This is a genomic window from Amycolatopsis sp. cmx-11-51, assembly GCF_047608665.1.
Taxonomy (GTDB): Bacteria; Actinomycetota; Actinomycetes; order Mycobacteriales; family Pseudonocardiaceae; genus Amycolatopsis.
Map to the genome: position 1 here is coordinate 36,544 of NZ_JADNQO010000019.1, position 16,538 is coordinate 53,081.

At 69.5% G+C, this 16,538-nt stretch carries 14 protein-coding genes; 8 read left to right on the plus strand and 6 right to left on the minus strand.

Translation table 11 applies throughout. The annotated features are described in order from the left end of the window. Nucleotides 1–21 precede the first annotated feature (21 nt). Nucleotides 22–3,111, minus strand: coding sequence for a BTAD domain-containing putative transcriptional regulator (locus ACM6LU_RS35240; protein ID WP_414942241.1), 3,090 nt, complete (start codon nucleotides 3,109–3,111; stop codon nucleotides 22–24). Between the two features lie 119 nt (nucleotides 3,112–3,230). On the opposite strand from ACM6LU_RS35240, the gene ACM6LU_RS35245 reads away from it, so the two are divergent. The 5 genes from ACM6LU_RS35245 (at nucleotide 3,231) to ACM6LU_RS35265 (ending at nucleotide 7,814) form a co-directional block, all read left to right on the plus strand. Beyond that, nucleotides 3,231–4,100 carry an alpha/beta fold hydrolase gene (locus ACM6LU_RS35245; RefSeq protein ID WP_414942184.1) on the plus strand — a complete coding sequence of 290 codons (870 nt, stop codon included), beginning with the start codon at nucleotides 3,231–3,233 and terminating at the stop codon, nucleotides 4,098–4,100. 194 nt (nucleotides 4,101–4,294) lie between these two features. Next, entirely contained in the window at nucleotides 4,295–4,792 is a 498-nt protein-coding gene (locus tag ACM6LU_RS35250; protein WP_414942185.1) for a hypothetical protein, read from the plus strand. Nucleotides 4,793–4,935: 143 nt separating this feature from the next. Beyond that, nucleotides 4,936–5,625, plus strand: a complete 690-nt coding sequence (locus ACM6LU_RS35255) for a sigma-70 family RNA polymerase sigma factor (protein WP_414942186.1) — start codon at nucleotides 4,936–4,938, stop codon at nucleotides 5,623–5,625. A 94-nt stretch (nucleotides 5,626–5,719) separates the two neighbouring features. After that, a complete protein-coding gene (locus ACM6LU_RS35260; protein ID WP_414942187.1) occupies nucleotides 5,720–6,490 on the plus strand; it encodes a hypothetical protein in 771 nt (256 codons plus the stop codon). Between the two features lie 145 nt (nucleotides 6,491–6,635). Next, nucleotides 6,636–7,814 (plus strand): PucR family transcriptional regulator, encoded by a 1,179-nt coding sequence (locus ACM6LU_RS35265; RefSeq protein WP_414942188.1) that lies wholly within the window; start codon nucleotides 6,636–6,638, stop codon nucleotides 7,812–7,814. A gap of 31 nt (nucleotides 7,815–7,845) precedes the next feature. Here the strand turns inward: ACM6LU_RS35265 and ACM6LU_RS35270 are convergent, their stop codons facing one another. Continuing rightward, on the minus strand, nucleotides 7,846–8,217 hold the full coding sequence (locus ACM6LU_RS35270; protein ID WP_414942189.1) for a hypothetical protein: 372 nt from the start codon (nucleotides 8,215–8,217) through the stop codon (nucleotides 7,846–7,848). Between the two features lie 229 nt (nucleotides 8,218–8,446). Here ACM6LU_RS35270 and ACM6LU_RS35275 point away from each other — a divergent pair, with 229 nt between their 5' ends. Beyond that, entirely contained in the window at nucleotides 8,447–9,481 is a 1,035-nt protein-coding gene (locus ACM6LU_RS35275) for a DUF3068 domain-containing protein (protein ID WP_414942190.1), read from the plus strand. Between the two features lie 9 nt (nucleotides 9,482–9,490). Here ACM6LU_RS35275 and ACM6LU_RS35280 read toward each other — a convergent pair whose 3' ends face one another. After that, nucleotides 9,491–10,186 (minus strand): methyltransferase domain-containing protein, encoded by a 696-nt coding sequence (locus ACM6LU_RS35280; protein ID WP_414942242.1) that lies wholly within the window; start codon nucleotides 10,184–10,186, stop codon nucleotides 9,491–9,493. 148 nt (nucleotides 10,187–10,334) lie between these two features. On the opposite strand from ACM6LU_RS35280, the gene ACM6LU_RS35285 reads away from it, so the two are divergent. Continuing rightward, nucleotides 10,335–11,582, plus strand: a complete 1,248-nt coding sequence (locus ACM6LU_RS35285) for a glycosyltransferase family 4 protein (RefSeq protein ID WP_414942191.1) — start codon at nucleotides 10,335–10,337, stop codon at nucleotides 11,580–11,582. A gap of 925 nt (nucleotides 11,583–12,507) precedes the next feature. On the opposite strand, the gene ACM6LU_RS35290 is transcribed toward ACM6LU_RS35285, so the two are convergent. Both ACM6LU_RS35290 and ACM6LU_RS35295 read right to left on the minus strand, forming a co-directional pair. Then, nucleotides 12,508–12,687, minus strand: a complete 180-nt coding sequence (locus ACM6LU_RS35290; protein ID WP_414942192.1) for a hypothetical protein — start codon at nucleotides 12,685–12,687, stop codon at nucleotides 12,508–12,510. Between the two features lie 3 nt (nucleotides 12,688–12,690). Beyond that, the gene (locus tag ACM6LU_RS35295; protein ID WP_414942193.1) at nucleotides 12,691–14,382 is read right to left on the minus strand and encodes a hypothetical protein; all 1,692 of its coding nucleotides are present in this window, start codon (nucleotides 14,380–14,382) and stop codon (nucleotides 12,691–12,693) included. Nucleotides 14,383–14,449: 67 nt separating this feature from the next. On the opposite strand from ACM6LU_RS35295, the gene ACM6LU_RS35300 reads away from it, so the two are divergent. Next, the gene (locus tag ACM6LU_RS35300; protein WP_414942194.1) at nucleotides 14,450–15,649 is read left to right on the plus strand and encodes a lipopolysaccharide biosynthesis protein; all 1,200 of its coding nucleotides are present in this window, start codon (nucleotides 14,450–14,452) and stop codon (nucleotides 15,647–15,649) included. A gap of 15 nt (nucleotides 15,650–15,664) precedes the next feature. Here ACM6LU_RS35300 and ACM6LU_RS35305 read toward each other — a convergent pair whose 3' ends face one another. Next, nucleotides 15,665–16,522: a hypothetical protein gene (locus ACM6LU_RS35305; RefSeq protein WP_414942195.1), complete on the minus strand. Its 858-nt coding sequence runs from the start codon at nucleotides 16,520–16,522 to the stop codon at nucleotides 15,665–15,667. Nucleotides 16,523–16,538 lie beyond the last annotated feature (16 nt).

Here is a 16,538-nt window from a genome sequence, read left to right on the forward strand (position 1 = left end):
CGCGACACAACCGCCCCTGAGCTAACCCCAGTGCGGTGAACCGGCCTTCATCGCGATGGCGTGCGCCTGCCGGTAGTGCGCGGCGGCCGCTTCGTAACGGCCCAGAGCGGTGGCGAGATCACCGAGGTAGCGGGCGACCGGGCGAAGGGTGACCATCCCGCTCCCGGCCCCGGCGATCTCGCCGTCGGCGGGCAGGAGTTCGGTGTAGAGCCGTTCCATCACCGGCCGGTCGCCGAATTCGATCGCGACGACGGCGTGCAGGCAGGTGCGGGCCTCGTACAGCAGATCCCGGGGCGAGTCCGGAATCGGGAGAACCGGGCGGCACCAGCTTTCGTAAGCGCCGTAACGCGTTTCACCCGCGTCGGGCGGCAAGCCTCGCTGGATCCGGTCACAGTGCGAGGCGAGGGCGAGGATTCCCTTGTCCACTCCGGACATGGCCGTGCCGGCGAGCCCCGACGCCGCGGTGCGATAGGCGGCTTCCCCGCCTGGGCCGGTCATCGCGGTCCGCGTCGCGCGGTACCACTGGGTGAAGACGCCGACCAGCGGAGCGTCGTACTTCTTCCCGAGTTCGTCCGCCGACGCGGCGTGCCGGTCCGCGGCCGCGAAGTCCGCGAGCGCGCTCTTCGCCTGCATGAGCACGAGGTGCCCGAGGATCTCGAACGTCACCAGCCGGTGCCGCGACGCGAGGTCGACCAGTTCCGCGCCGATCTCGGCCCGCCGGGGTGCCAGCCCCGCCCGGTCGAAGGACTGCAGGAACCGGGCGTTGAGCGCGAACGCCAGCAACGCGGGGTCGTCGAGCCGTCGTGCGAGCGCCTCGGCTTCCCGCGCCGCGTCGCGAGCCCGTTGCCCGCCCGCGTTCCGCAGTTCGACGGCGAGCGTGGCCAGCAGGCGGCATCGCTCGGCCGTCCGTTCGGCGGGCAACGCGGCGAGGGTCCGTTCGACGGCGTCCGCGATCCGGGAAGCCAGCTCCGGGTCGTCGCTTTCGGTCCAGACGGCGGGGACGTCGAAGGCGCCGATCACTCGCGCGGTCACGAGCGGATCGTCCAGCCTTTCCGCCAGCTCCAGCGCTTCGGCCCGATGCCGCCGGGCATGGCCGAGGCCGCCGGACACAGCTGACGCGCGGGCCTTGCCCATGATCAGCTCCAGCCTCTTCTCCGCGTCTCCGTCGCCGGATCGGTCGTACGCGGTGAGCGCGGCGTCCCAGAGTCTCGCTGCTTCCGCCTGCGCGAAACGGCTTTCCGCCCTTTCCGCGGCCGCCTGCGCATAGTGCGCGGCTCGGTCGGAGTGCTCCTCGGACAGCACGAAATGGTGCGCCAGCGCGTCGACGTCGTCCGGGCGCAGGCTTTCCAGCGCTTCAGCGATCGCGCCGTGCTCGCGGGCACGGCGCGAACGAGAGAGATCGTGGTAGAGCGTGTCCCGCACGAGAGCGTGCGCGAACCGGAACCGGCGCGGTGCCCGCTCGGTCAGGAATCCGTGCCGGACCGCGCTTTCGGCCGCGTCGAGCGCCGTTTCCCCCGCCAGGGCTTCGAGCAGGCCCAGATCGACGTCCGTGCCGATCACCGCGGCCCGGCGCACGACGCCGCGAACCTCGTCCGGGAGTACCTCCACCCGATGCCGGACGACGTCGCGGACTCCCGGCGGCACCGTGTCCAGCGCGGCCGGGCCCTCGGCGGCCAGCAGCCGGGCGAGTTCGCGGACGAAGAAGGCGTTCCCGCCGCTGCGCCGGTGGATGACCGCGGCGGTTTCCGGGTCGACGTCCTGCCCGGTCGTGACGCGGACCAGGTCGGCGACCGCGGTCTCGGGCAGGCCACCGAGGTGGACGCGCACCGGTTCGGCGCGAGCGGCCCGGCCGAGGAAGTCCGTCAGGCGCGCGGACGGGTCGGTGCCGCGATAGGTCGCGACGATCACCACCGGTTCGGCGAGCACCGAGGTGAGCAATGCCAACGTCTCCTCACCCGCCCAGTGCAGGTCGTCGAGGACGAGCAGGAGAGGCGCGGCACCGGTCAGGTAGGACGCGACAGCCCGATGCCATCGCCAGCGCGCGGCCATCGGGTCTTCGGTGACCGGGTCCGCCGCCGGCGGGGCGCCGTATCCGGCGTCGGCGAGCGAGGCCAGGATCCGGCTCCACGCGTAGGCGGGCGGCAGGCCCTCGTCGTCGGGGTCGCTCCCCCAGGCCGTGGTCCAGCCCTGCGCGGCGAGGCGGGCGGACAACGCCTCGGCGAGCGCGGTCTTCCCCACCCCGGCGTCGCCCGAGACGAGCACCAGCCGCGACCTCCCGCTGGAAGCGGCCTCCGTCAGCCGGGTCAGCTCCGGGTCGCGGCCGACCAGTGGCCGCTCGACGGTCTCGGGCACGGACGGTTCCAGCCGGGGTGCCTGCGCCAGGATGTCGGCTTCCAGGTCACGCAGGGCCACGCCCGGATCGACGCCGAGTTCGTCGGCGAGCAGCTCGCGCGTGGTCCGCAACACCGCCAGCGCGTCACCCTGCCGTCCGGAGCGGTAGAGCGCCAAGGCCAGCAGCCGGGAACCGTTCTCCCGCGACGGATGTTCGCGCACTCGCGATTCCAGCTCAGGGATCGCCTCGGCCGCCCGCCCGAGCGCGAGGAGGGCTTCAGCACGGAGTTCCCACGCCAGCAGCCGGAGTTCGGCCAGCCGGAAGACCTCGCCCCGCGCCCAGCCCTCCTCGGCGAACTCGGCATACGCGGGCCCGCGCCACAGCGCGAGCGCGGTGTCCACTCGCGACAGTGCGGTCCTCGCCTGCCGACTATCGACGAGTTCGCGGGCCGATGTGACGGCGGCCTCGAAATCCCAGGCATCGACGGAGTCCGCGCGCAGGGCATAGCCCCGGGCGACCGTGACGAGCAGCCGCGCGGGCTCACGGGGCGCGCGATCCGGCTCCAAGGCCCGGCGCAGGGCACCGACGAACGTCTGGACGGCGCCGACAGCGCCCTCCGGCGGACGCTCCCACAGGTCGTCGATTAGGCGTTCCACCGGTACGACCCGGCCTCGCGCGATCAGCAGCCTGGCCAGCACCGCGCGGTGGCGTGGTCCCTTGAGCCCGACGTCACCCCGCGTGTCCTCGGCCACGAGCGGACCGAGCACCCCGAACCGCATCGCCACCTCCTGGCTCACCGACGGTGATCATCGTGCCCCGGCCGCCCGGTCGTCGCTGACCGGGTGCTGATTCGGGCCGGGGACGCTGGCCGTGACAGCGAACGACCAGGAAGGTACCCATGCGCATCACCGGATTCGACTACCAGCGCGTGCCCGTGGCGGACGGCGTCTCACTCGACGTCGCCGTCACCGGGACCGGCAGCCCGATCGTGCTGCTGCACGGTTTCCCCGAGACCCACCTCATGTGGCGGCACGTGGCGGCCGAGCTGGCGGCGGACCACACCGTCCTTTGCCCTGACCTGCGAGGATACGGCGAAAGCGACAAGCCCGTGGACACCGGCGAGACCTACTCGAAGCGCACGATGGCGGCCGACGTCGTCGCCGTCGCGAAGGCGTTCGGCCACGACCGGTTCGCCCTCGCCGGGCACGACCGGGGCGCGCTGGTGGCCCTGCGGGCCGGGCTCGACCACCCGGACCACGTGAGCCACCTCGCGATCCTCGACGTGCTGCCGACCCTCGACATGTGGGATGTGCTGCACGGCACCCGCGCCGCGGTCGGCTTCCACCTCTTCCTGATGGCCCAACCGCCCGGACTGCCCGAACAGCTGATCGGCGCCGCGCCCGACGCGTTCTTCGGGCACTTCCTCGACGCCTGGACGCAGCGTGGCGACGCGATCCCCGCCGACGTCCGTGCCGCGTACCTGGAGGCGTCACGGAGGGCGGTGACCTCGATCGTCGCCGACTATCGCGCGTCGGCGGGCATCGACGTCGAACACGACACAGCGGATCGTGAAGCGGGTAACCGGCTCGCGATGCCGCTCACCGTGCTCCAGCAGGACTGGGGTGCCGCGCTCGGCTACGACGCCGTCGCACTCTGGCGGGCGTGGGCGACGGATCTGGACCATCGGACGGTCACGTCGGGCCACTTCATGGCCGAGGAATCGCCGTCGGAGGTGGTGAAGGCGCTGCGAGAACTGCTGGCGCGCTAGGCCGAAGGGGCCCTTCGCCGCATGTGACGCGGTGAAGGGCCCTTTTCCCGCGTGACATGCGGGGAAAGGGCCCTTCAGCTCTGAGCCGAATGACATGACCAGTACCGCCATCCGCCCCAATCCGGCATCCATTTGTGTTTAGCTCTCCCCCTGCGGGGTATTGGTTGTCGGCACGACCAAGCGAGGGGCCCGACATGAAAGCCAGTCCCAGACACGCGCACACCGTGGCCCGCGATCTCCTGTCACTCACGAGATCCGGTGAAGCCGACCGACTCGCCGCCGCACTCGTGTCCATCGCCTCCTCCGGACGGCGGGGACCAGCGCTCGACGACGTCGTCGGACGGCTCGTCGACACCTTCTCCTTGGCCGCCAAGGATCGCCGTCGTTCACTGCGAATCCGTGAACCGTTCACGCTGCGCTTGCGGGACCCCGCGGGCGCGACGGTCCGGCCCGACAAACTCGACCCGGGGGTGGCCGCGATCGTCCGAGCCATCGCCGCCAGCGTCCGCGACGACCGGGCCACCTGCGCCGACCAGATCGGCGCGGCCTGCGAGAACGCCGACCTCGACCAGCGGATCCGGGTACTCGCGCACTGCCTGGTCTGGACCTCGGATTTCCTCAGCACCGACACCACCGCCTATCCTCCGGTGCTCTCCTGCCTCGAAGGCTCGCAGCCTCAACGTCCACAGTAGACATTGAGCGGTTCGGATGACTTCCCGCCGAACGTGTGGACATCCCTTGCGCGGCACGGCAAGCTGGACAACCGCGCACGAAGTCCCAGTCCCCGATGACGGGCGCACCTTGGCGGAAAGTTTCCCGAACCAGGAGTGCTGACTTGGACGAGGTAACGCCATCGACGGTACCCGCGGACTCCCGTGCCGCCGCGACGGCGGGGCGGCTGCCCAACCCGGACAGCAGACTGGTCCGGGCGGCCGTCGCCGGTGATCCGGACGCGGTCCGGGAACTGGCCCGTTTCCTTTCCCCGCACGTGTTCCGCTACTGCGCCGCGAGGCTCGGGAGCACCGGAACGGGTGCCTGCGACGCCGAGGACTGCGCGCAGGAGGTGTTGCAGGCGGTCCTGATCGCCTTGCCACGCTACCGGTACCGCCCGGACCGGTTCCTCGCGTTCGTCCTCGGTATCGCCGGGCACAAGGTGGCCGACCTCTACCGGCGCCGCGCCCGCGAACCGGTCGCCTGCGTCCCGGAGATCGGCGACGGCCTGACCCTCTGGGCCCGCCGCGACCCGGACGACATCGAACGGCTGGAGCACCGGATGCAGGCCGGGATCCTGCTGGCCAGGTTGCCGATGCCGCACCGGCAGGTGCTCGCCCTCCGGTTCGTGTTCGGCCTTTCGGCCGAGGAGACGGCCGAACGACTCGGCCTGCCGAGCGCCGGAGCGGTCCGCGCGGCCCAGTTTCGCGCGCTGGCGCGGTTACGTGTCCTGCTCACCGAACGGAACGCCCGGTACACGACCGATGTCCCGATCATCGGAAGGGTCGCCGAACCGGCGCTCGTCCCGGCATAGAACCGTCCACTTCGGACGATCGCTTCTTGTACGCCGCTTGTACGAGCGTCCTGCATCCTGTCCGTCTATCTGGGGAAACCACTGGAGGACAGAGATGAAGATCCGATCGAGGATCGCCAGAGGCTCCATGGCGACGATCGCGCTGGCCGGGGCGATCATGCTCGGTGGCGCGAACGAGGCGCTGGCGGCGACGGGCACGGTGAACACCGACTCCGGCGTGGCGGTGACCGTCCGGTCGACCCCGAGCACGGGCGGGAGTGCGGTCGGCACGGTCGCGAGCGGCTCCGCCGTCACGATCGACTGCCAGACGAACGGCTCGACGGTGACCGGGAAGTACGGCACCACCGACATCTGGGACTACGTGCCGTCGAAGGGCGGCTACATCAGCGACGCCTACGTCCACACCGGTTCGGACGGCCGGGTCGCCCCGGACTGCGCCGGCAGCACCCTCTCCTGCTCCACCGCCGGTACCGGCAACCCGAGGACCTGCGCCGAAGCCGTCGCGTGGGCGAAGGCGCACGTGCACACCCACAACGACCCCGACTACTACCGCTGGTGCGACCGGATCAACTCGTGGGCCTACGGCTGGACCGCGAGCGGTTCGGAAACGGCCTACGTGCACTGGACGCAGCTCCCGGGTTCGTACAAGCACCCCGGTGACACCCAGGTTCCCGCGGGCGGGCTCGCCTTCTTCAGCAACGGCGGCACCGGGCACACGATGATCTCCATCGGGGGCGGCAAGTTCTTGTCGAACGACATCAACGGCCCCGGCAGCTTCACCGAGACCACGATCGCGCAGATCAAGAGCAAGTGGAACTACACCTATCTCGGCTGGTCGCAGCCGTGGTTCAAGATCAACCACTGATCATTCGAACCGGGGGAAAGCGCCGCCGGACGACGGGGTCTCCGTCCGGCGGCGTTCCTTCTTGTCAGACGCGCTCAGCACCGGAAACCGCCCTTTCGTCGCATCGTGATAAAAAGCGGCCACGCGCACGGGTTAGAGTTGACGGATGGGCACCGACGCTCTCGCTACTCCCGCACCCCGGGAGCAGCGTGTGCTCATGCAGGCGATGCTCACCCGGCTGCCCGAGTTCAGCGACCGCCTTGCCCAGTTGCTCAGCGACGAGGACGAGTTCTATCACCAGGTCGACAGCACCGCGCCGGACGAGTTGCGCCAGGTCTGCCGGGCGAATCTCGAACGAGCGCTGACCGCGCTGGTCGAGGGGCGGGGTCTCCCGCTCGACGCGGCCCGCAAGACCGGGCTGGCGCAGGCCCGGCAGGGTATCCCCCTGCCGTCGGTGCTCCGCGCGTTCCGGATCGGTGGGATCTTCGTCTACGAGCGCCTGCTGGAACTGGCGGGGCCCGGCTTCATCAACCCCGCGCGCACGGTGGAGATCAACGCAGGAGTATGGAAGACCATCGACCTCTACTCCGACGCGCTGACCACCGCGTACAGCGAGGTCGCCGCCGAACTCTCCCACGAGAAGCTCGCGCTGCTCGACGGCCTGCTGCAGGGCCGGTTCGCCACCCAGGCGGAACTCGAGAACGCCGCGAAGGAACTCGATCTCCCGGCGGCGGGCACGTTCGTCGCCGTCGTGACCGAAGCCGTCGCGCCGAAGGAACGTCCCGGCGTCGAAGCGCTGCTGCGGGCGCGGCGCTGGAAGTCGGCCTGGCGGCCGGGCGCCGAGATCGGACTGGTCGTGATCGACCGGGTCGAGGACGTCCGGCGGCTGCGCGACGTACTGGGCACCCTGCCACTCGCGGTGGGGATGAGCAGGCCCTTCAACGGATTCCTCGAGCTACCGGACGCGGTGCACCGGGCCAGGGTCGCCCGCCGTTCGCTGGCCACCGGCACCGCCGGTGTCGCCGTCTTCGGCGACTCCCCCGTCACCACCCTGGTCGCGAGCGCTCCCGCGATGTCACGGGACGTCGTGCGCTCGGTGCTCACCGGCATCCTGGTGCTGCCCAAGGCCGAACGGCAGGTCCTTCTCGACACGCTCGTCGCGTGGTTCGCCGGGCACGGCTCGGCCAAGGAGGCCGCGGACCGGCTGATCGTCCACCCGAACACGGTCCGGTACCGGCTCCGCCGGGTGCAGGAGCTGACCAGGCGCGACCTGTCCGACCCGGTCGACATCGGCGAACTCTACGTCGCACTGGAGGCGGTCCGCCTGGCGGACGGCAAACCCTAGCTTCGCGCGATCTCGCGTGTTCCGCGTCGAATCACGGGGTCATGTCGGCGTCGATGATCCTCGCGAGGTCCAGCAACGTGTGCCCCAGACCGGGCCGCGCGGTGAGCCGCACGGCGAGCGTCCGGCCGCGCGAGGTCGTGGCGACCGGCAGGGTCACCTCGGGCTTCGCGGATCTCATCCACTGTGGACGGCGTCCGGCGGCGGACAGGACGATGTCCGGATGCGGAGAGCGCCGTCCGGGACGCCACCGTGATCTCCTGGCGTCAAGATCGCGGATCACGTTGCCGTGCAACGAAAGTAATGCGGCGACGTCGGCGACAGCGTCGCGGAGTTCGACGTCGGTGATGGAGTCCGAGTACGCGCCGATGTCCAGCGCGCGGGGATCGTTCGGGTCCTGCGGCACAAAAGTCCTTTCCACGCACCGGAAGTCGTCCGATGGTGGTCCGGCTCACGTTGTTCCCGGGAATAAACATATTTGGCTGCTTACGCCGAATGGTGGTATCCATACCGCCTTTCGGCCCTACGGCGTACCTATGACCATCGGTCACACCTTTGACGCTGGCCGGTCCGCGAGCCACTATCTGGCGACTGATTACCGATGGGTAATGTAGCTGGCTTCACCAGGAGGACCGTTGCGACGTGCGTTGAGCCTGATCTTCTTGGCACTAGGGGTTTTCGCCGTCGCCGGCGCGGTGTTGCTGCCGACCTATGTGAAACCCGAACTCGCCAAAGTGCCACTGAACCAGGAATCGACGTCGGTCCTCGAAGGCACCGCGTCCAAGGTTCTCGCGGTGAAGACCGAGAACGGCAAGACCGTCACCGAGATCCGCGACGACGCCAAGCTGAAGGCGACCGCACACGTGGTGGCGAACTTCGCGCCGCCGGAGATGCAGGAGGGCACGGACGTCGCCGTCTGGCTCCTGGCCGTCTCGGTCGTCGACACCAGTGACGAGACCGTGGTCAACGCGAGCAAACGGCAGGTCTGCTTCGACCGCCGCACCGCGGAGGGTTACGTGCCGCCGGGCGGCGACCAGGAGGCGAAGTGCTCGGACAAGAGCAGCTTCGTCACCAAGCTCGAGGAGAAGCCCGAGAAGGAGGGCGAGAAGCCCAAGGAGATCCAGGAGTACAGGCCGCAGCCCGGCCTGAACTTCAAGTTCCCCTTCGACACCGAGCAGAAGGACTACCAGGTCTACGACGACAACACCGGCCGCGCGGTCCAGGCCCGGTTCAAGGGCGTCGAAGACATCAAGGGCGTCGAGGTCTACAAGTTCGTCCAGGAGATCCCCGACACGAAGATCGCGACGAAGAAGGTGCCGGGCTCGCTCATCGGCGCCGCCGGCGACTCCGTCGAGGCAGGCCAGTTCTACCAGGGCACCATCACCAGCTGGATCGAGCCGGTGACCGGGATCCAGGTCAAACAGGAGCAGCGATCACACCAGGAACTGCGCTCCGCCGCGAACCCCACGCCCACGGTCGTCTTCGACGGCAAGCTGACCTTCACCGACGCGACCGTCGACACGATGGTCAAGCAGGTCGGCGAGAACAAGGGCAAACTGGACTTCATCGGGAGCACCGGGCCGATCGTGTTCGGGATCGGCGGCGCGGCCTTCCTCGCGCTCGGCGTCTTCCTGCTGGCGAAGCGGCGCCCCACGCCCTCACGGCACTAGCACTGGCAATCAGCGCTTGCGCAGCACCATAACCAGGTTCCAGGACGCGACCTCCCGGACGCCGGGAACACGCGCGATCCAGGTGGCCCAGGAGGGATGGTAGCGCGGATAGACCTCCTGGAGATCGGCGAGCGGCGTGGCCTTCCCCCACCGGATGGCCGCGCCGACCGAGAAGGCGAAAAGACTCTCACCGAATTTGTTCTTCGGCTCCTTCCCGTTCTTTTCGAGATAACGCCGCCGAGCGTAGGAACCACCGAGGTAATGCCACGGCGCCGTCTCGTGACCTCCCCACGGCGAATACCACGGCGTGAACGAGGCGAAAACCGTTCCGCCGGGTTTGGTCACCCGGCACATCTCGGCCAGCATGACCTCGGGTTCGGAAACGTGTTCGAGGACGTTCGACGAATAGCAGACATCCACGGATCCGGTGCGTACCGGTAGTTTCGTCCCGCTGCCGCGGACCATGTTCTCACCGGCCTCGCCCCGCGCCGTCAGCTCGCCGACATCGGGATCTATGCCGAGGTAGGTGGCACCGGCGGCACGGAACGCGTCGGAGAAATAGCCGGGTCCACCGCCGACGTCGACGACGATCCGGCCGTTCAACGGAGTGTGCCGCGCCAATTGACGGACGGAGTCCTCGGCGAGCACCGAGTAGAACCCGTCCGGATCCGTCTGTTCGGTGAGAAAAGTACGGAACAACGTCACCGATCTGCGCAAAGTGGCGCGATGCGGCATCGTCGCAGGAGTCACCGACCGATTACCGACCATCGAACCATCGCTTTCCGGGAATGATTCATCTACCGTGTACGCACCGGTAACCTAGCATTGTCGCTAACAGGTTGGGAGAACCACGATGGATCGGCCACGTGTGCTGCTCGTCAACTGGCGCGACACCGGGCATCCGGAAGGCGGTGGCTCGGAGCGCTACGTCGAGCGGATGGCCGAGGGGCTCGCCAAGGCGGGGTACCGGGTCGAAATCCAGTGCGCCGCCTATCCGGGCGCGAACGCCGGGGAATGGCGCGACGGTGTCCGCTACCGCCGCCGGGGCAACAAGTTCGGCGTCTACGTCCACGCGCTCCGGGCGATCCGGAAGGCACACGCCGACCTCGTCGTCGACGTGCAGAACGGGATGCCGTTCTTCGCCAGGCTGGTGGCGGGCTGCCCGGTTCTCGTGCTGGTGCACCACGTCCACCGTGAACAGTGGATCAGCGCGCTCGGCGAGACCTTGGGCCGGATCGGCTGGTGGATCGAGTCCAGGCTGGCGCCGTGGCTGTTCCGGCACTGCCGCTACGTCACGGTTTCCGAGATCACCAAGGGCGAACTCGCCGGCCTCGGCATCGAAGGGTCACGGATCACCGTGGTACCCAACGGTTTGGACACTCCCCCGCGCGGCAAGGCCGTCCGGGCGGCCGAGCCGACGCTGGTCGCGGTCAGCAGGCTGGTGCCGCACAAGCGGATCGAGCACGCCATCGACGTCGTCGCCGAACTGGCGCGGCGCTGGCCGACCCTGCGGCTCGAAGTGGTCGGACAGGGGCCGTGGGAGGAAGTCCTGCGCGAACACGCCCGTGACCGTGGCGTCGAAGACCGTGTCCACTTGCACGGCTGGGTGAACGAGGGCGAGAAACACGAGATCCTGGAACGGTCCTGGCTGCACCTGTGCCCGTCGGTCAAGGAGGGCTGGGGAATCGTCATCATGGAAGCCGCCGCGCACGGCGTGCCGTCGGTGGCCTACCGGGCGGCGGGTGGGGTGGCCGAATCCATTGTGGAGGGCAAGACCGGGCTGCTCGCCGAGGACTTCCACGATTTCACCACGCAGGTGGAAGGCCTGCTCGCCGACCTGTCGCGCCGGAGCGAGATGGGCGAGGCGGGCGTCACCTGGGCGGGACTGTTCGACTGGGACCACAGCGTGGGCCGCTTCGAATCACTCGTGCGCGACGTGGCCGGGGTGGCCATCCCCCATCCCAGGGTCCTGACGCCGCAAGGCTTCCACGATCCCGTCGGCCAGCCCGGCCGCGGCGGCGTCGTCGAAGTCCTTGCGGCGTGCGCGCACGGTGACGGTGCTCGTACCCCCGACGGTCACCGCGCCGAACGCCACGCCTGAGCGGCCGCTGGCGGCGGGATAGAACGCGATCGAGGCGACCGCGTCCGCCGCCGACACGACGCCGAGGTTGGAAACCAGGTAGGTGGACCCGAGCCTGCTCGCGAGCAGGCGGGTTCCCAGCCGGGCGATCCTGCTGCTGCGCGCGGGAAAGTCGGGTTCCGGCGGTTGCGTGGCCAGTAGCGCGCCGACGTCGGCCGCGACCGGATTCCGGCCGAGCCGCAAGCGGAAGAACGCGCTGTCGTGCTCGGGTTCCGGCACGGCGCCGCCTCGCCAGGATGCGCCAACCGCCGCCACCACTCGCGCGGTTTTCTTGCCGCGCCGGGCGTTCCATGTCTCGGTCAGGTTGGCGGCGGCCGCCGCGAGAGCCGAGGACCCGAGCCGTGCGCGAGGGAGATTCCTGGCGCTGAACACGTCCCCTACCCCACTTCCAGCCCGTTCCGGCGTGATCCTTGCCGGAGGAGTGAAAAGCGCTTCGGCGAGCCGCTGGAAGGCCGAGGTGAGAAAGGAACGATCCGCCGTCCGCGTGCCGATCCCTTTGGCGGCGGACGAGATCGGGACGTCGAGGAGGAGGCCGAGGACGGCGAGCAGGCCGAGACCATCGAGCGCGCCGTGGTGCGCGGCGATCAGCACGACGGGTTCGTCAGTGCCGGCCGCGACGCGGAGCAACGGCGCGCCGCGTTCGTACGGCGCCTCGGCGAAGCGATCGCGAGTCGCCGGAAGTTCGTTCCCGGGAACGGCTTCGACCTCGGGGGCGGCTCCGAGCCACGGCCGCTCCTCGGCCGCGACCGCCAGCCGCATCCGGGCTTTTTCCGGTGTCAGTACCGAAGACAGCTTCGCTTCCAGGAGAATGCTCCAGGAAACGGTGGGGTCGCCGTAAAGCCCGACGACGCGCTGCGCGTGGTCGGAGGCGAGCTGGGACACCGGCTCAGCGTTTGCCGTAAATAACGTTCTCGGGGCCCGTGTTCGGGTTGAACTGCTCCTTGATCTTCGCCTGCACCTGGGGTGCGGCGTCCGGATCGGCGGAGTTCGTCAGCGCGTAACTCCCCCCTGCGGCCGTTGCGAGCCCGATGATGACGGCGGCGGCCGCGCCGATGAGGGTGCCCAAGACCTACTCCTTCCGCAGCAGGGAATTCCTGCGTCGGCTCAATGTACGCACCGGTAACTTAAGGCACAACAGTGCGGCGACGATCGATAGCAGCGCTACTCCGTTTGCCAGCACCACGGGGAACGGTGATCTCGTCTCGGTCACGACGGGTTCACCGGGAGTGCGGTAAAGCGTGAGCCAGTCACCGGACCACACCGGTTCCGCGCCGATCAGCAACCGCGGGTCGAGCTGCCCCGGCGTCCCGTGTTCGACCAGGATCCAGCCGATTCCCGCCGATGACAGATCCTCGGGCGACTTCGCGGCGCGGACACGGTCCATTCTGGAGTCTTCGCCGGAGATCTCCTCGGCGCCGACTCGTAATGTGTCGTCGACGAGGACGGTTTCCGGCAGCGCCCGAGGCGCCGGGTCCAGCTGTGTCCGATGGCCGTTCCAGGCGAAGCTGCGGAACGTGGACAGCGGCAGCGCGACGACGTCGCCGGGCCGGTCATCGTCCGCGAGCACGCGGTGGACGGCGTTCCAGTCCTCCGGGTAGCGCACGGCTTCGATCTTTCCCCAGCCGCCCCAGGCGAGGTCGGGCATGGTGAGCAAAGGAAAGAGCGCGGCGGCCGCGACGAGCGCCACCCTGGCAGGCTCGGTCCGCAGACGCGCGGTGGCCGCTTCGACCGCGAGCGCGAACCCGAGCGCGACGGGCAGTGCCCACCACACGACCCATTTCTGCGCGTCCCGCAGCAATCCCGCACCGGGAACGTGTCCCATCGCCCAGGACAGCACGGGTTCGCCGAACGGCAGCGTCGCCAGCGCGGCGAGCACGACACCGAGAACTCCCAGCGACAGCAACGCTCTCGCCGGCGGTGTCCCCCACCTTCGTGCCAAGGGGCGGAGCCCGGCCAAGGCCACGGCGACCGTGACGAGGATCAGCACCGGGGCCATCGGCGCACCCCGGCTGCCGGGGACGACGTCGCCGTTCCAGATACCGCCGAGGCCGAGCACACTCAGGATCGCCGGGCCCCAGCTTTCCGCACGGGCGCTGAACGCGGCCACCCCGGCGGGGTCGGACAGCGAGCCGCCATCGCGGGTGAGCGTCGGCACGAGCCACGGCAGGTCGAGCACGACGGCGAGACCGAGGGTGCGGCCGAGTTTTCGAGGTCCGGCCAGTACGATCGCGGTGACTGCGGCCAGTACTCCACCAGGCGGCGTGAGCACCGCGGGGACGCAGGCGAGCACCAGGCGCGCGAGCGCTTTCGGTTCGCTTTCGCGCAGGGAAAGCGCGGCGCGCGCGATCCACGGGAGGCAGGCGTAGGTGAGCAGGAGCGGCCAATGCCCGATGAACAGCCGCTCCGCGAAGTAGGCTGTCCACGCATAACCGGTGGCGGCGACGATCCGCGTACCGAGTTGCTCCGTCGGCACCAACCGCGCCGCACCGTACGCCGCGAGGAAGAGCGACAGCAGGAGCATGGCCTGCTGAACGAGGTCACCGGGAACGACCGCGGTCGCGAGCGCGATCACCGTGTCGGCAGGGACCGAGCGCGGGAGCGAGGACCCGAGGCCCAGCGCGTCCGGGACCAGGGACTGACGCGGCGCGAACACCATGTCGTAGCTCAGGACGAAGCCGCGTCCGAGTACCGGCAGGAACACCAGCAACGCCAGCCCCGCCGACACCGCGGCCAGGACCAGACGTTCGCCACGTGCGCCCAACGGCCTTTCCTTTCCGCCTCGATCGCGGTTATGGTCGCTCGATTACTCGCCGGTAATAGGAGCGCTCTTGAGCGTAGACGTCGAGGGCGACCATGCCCCCACCGACAAGCGTGTCGCGGCGATCCTCGTCTCGCTCGCGCTGGCCGGTAACAACGCCGGTGCCTACGCCTTGAGCATCGTCGCCGCCCGTCTGCTGGCGCCGAGCGCGTTCGGTGAGCTGAGTTCGCTGCTGGCGGTACTGGTGATCGGCGTCGTACCCGCGATGGGCCTGCAGACCGTCGTAGCGCTGCGCGTCGCCCGCAAACCGCAAGACAGCGGGACGCTCCTGGCGCTCGGCCTCACCACGAGCGCCATCGTCGCGGCCATCGGCCTGCTCCTGGCGCCGGTGCTGGTCTTCGTGCTGCACCTGGATTCCGTGGTGCCCGCGCTGCTGCTCGCCGTCACCCTCGGCCCGCTGACCCTGCTCGGCCTCTTCCACGGTCTGTTGCAGGGCAGCGGCCGGTTCGCGCGGCTGGCCGGGCTCATGTCACTCGAAGGCGCGGGCAAGGTCGGCGGATCGCTGATCGGACTCGTGATCGGCGGCGACGCCACCGGGGCGCTGGCCGGGACGGCGATCGGCTCGTACCTGGTGATCTTCTGCGGCTGGCTCCTCTGTGGACGGCAGCGGCCGCGGAAAGCGGGCTGGCACGCGGGCGACGTCCTGCACGCGGCGCAGGCGATGCTGGCACTGGTCCTGCTGGTGAACCTCGACCTGGTACTGGCCCGCCACACCCTCCCCGCGAACGAGGCGGGCGAATACGCGCTCGGCGCGATCGTCACGAAAATCGCCTACTGGCTCCCTCAAGCCGTCGGTGTCCTGGTCCTCCCCCGGTTCGCGAACGTCGACGACCGGCGCCGCATCCTGCCCGCCGCCCTCGCCGTCTGCGCCGCCCTCGACGCCGTCGTCCTTTTCGTGTCCTTCGGCTTCGGACCACGCCTGCTGTCGTTCATCGGCGGCCCCGGCTACGCCGCCAGCACCATGCCGGTCTGGCCGTTCGCCCTCGCCGGCTCGATGCTCGCGCTGGTGCAGATCCTGCTGTTCTCCCGCCTCGCCGCCGGCGACCGGCGGGTGACCGTGCTGATGTGGACGACCGTGCTGGTGGAGACGGTTCTGGTGACCACTTGGCCGCACTCGTCAGCTACTCAGGTGGTGACGGTCGCCGCTTGCTGTGCTGGGGCTCTGGCGCTTTCCGGTGCTGTACTGGAGTGGCGGTCGCGGCGTGCTTGATTGGTGACACTCGACTCACCCGAGGTGCACCTCGGGTCGCGGCCGTCGCTGGGCACTGCTGTGCGCCGCCACGAGTTCGGCCAGGACCGCGTCCGGTTCGGTCCGAAGCCGCGACGGCAATGTCTGGAGCACGACGATCCCAGCCGCGGCGTAGCGAGCGTTACGCGCGAGAGTCGCACGGAAGTGGTCGCCCTCGGAGTGACAACCGCGGGAATCGATTTCCCAGGCGAGTCCCACTTCATCGCACCAACCGTCCGGCTTCGCCACGAACCGGCCCTCTGCGTCCAAGACCTTCACATTCCACTGGAACTCGGGCACCCCTGAACGCGCCCACAGCTTCCATGCGTCGGCCTCGGCGACCGAATGCGCGCCGCCCAAGATCGGCTCGAGGCTGGGACGCAAGGCCCTCGTTTCCGCACGGTGTTGCCGGTCGAGTTCTTCGGCCAACGCCCACGGCGGACAGAACTGTCGCTGGACGGCTTCGGCCGCCATCGCCACGGCCACGTCCTGATCAGCTGCTCGGCGTGCCGCGTCGATCACCGCGCGGAAGACCGGAGCGGTCGGGACACCGGCCCTGATCCGAGGCGAGGGCAGTCGCCGGGTTCGTTCGATGTGGACGAACCCGGTACTGGCGATCGCGCGTTCAGCCGGAACGAGAACGTGGACCTCTTCGATCACCGGAAGGTTACACAGACCGTATCGTCTGAGCGCGTGCACGCCGGTGAGCACCGAACCTTCATGCGCATGAAGCAGGGCGGCCTCGATGCGCTGCTCGTCGGTCGGCTCGCCGTTTCCGAGCAGCACCACCCCAGGCAGCAACATCCGCCAGACGCCGCCGCGCTCGCACCGGCGCCAGATCGTTCTTCTGGGCACGCCCAATTGCTCGAGC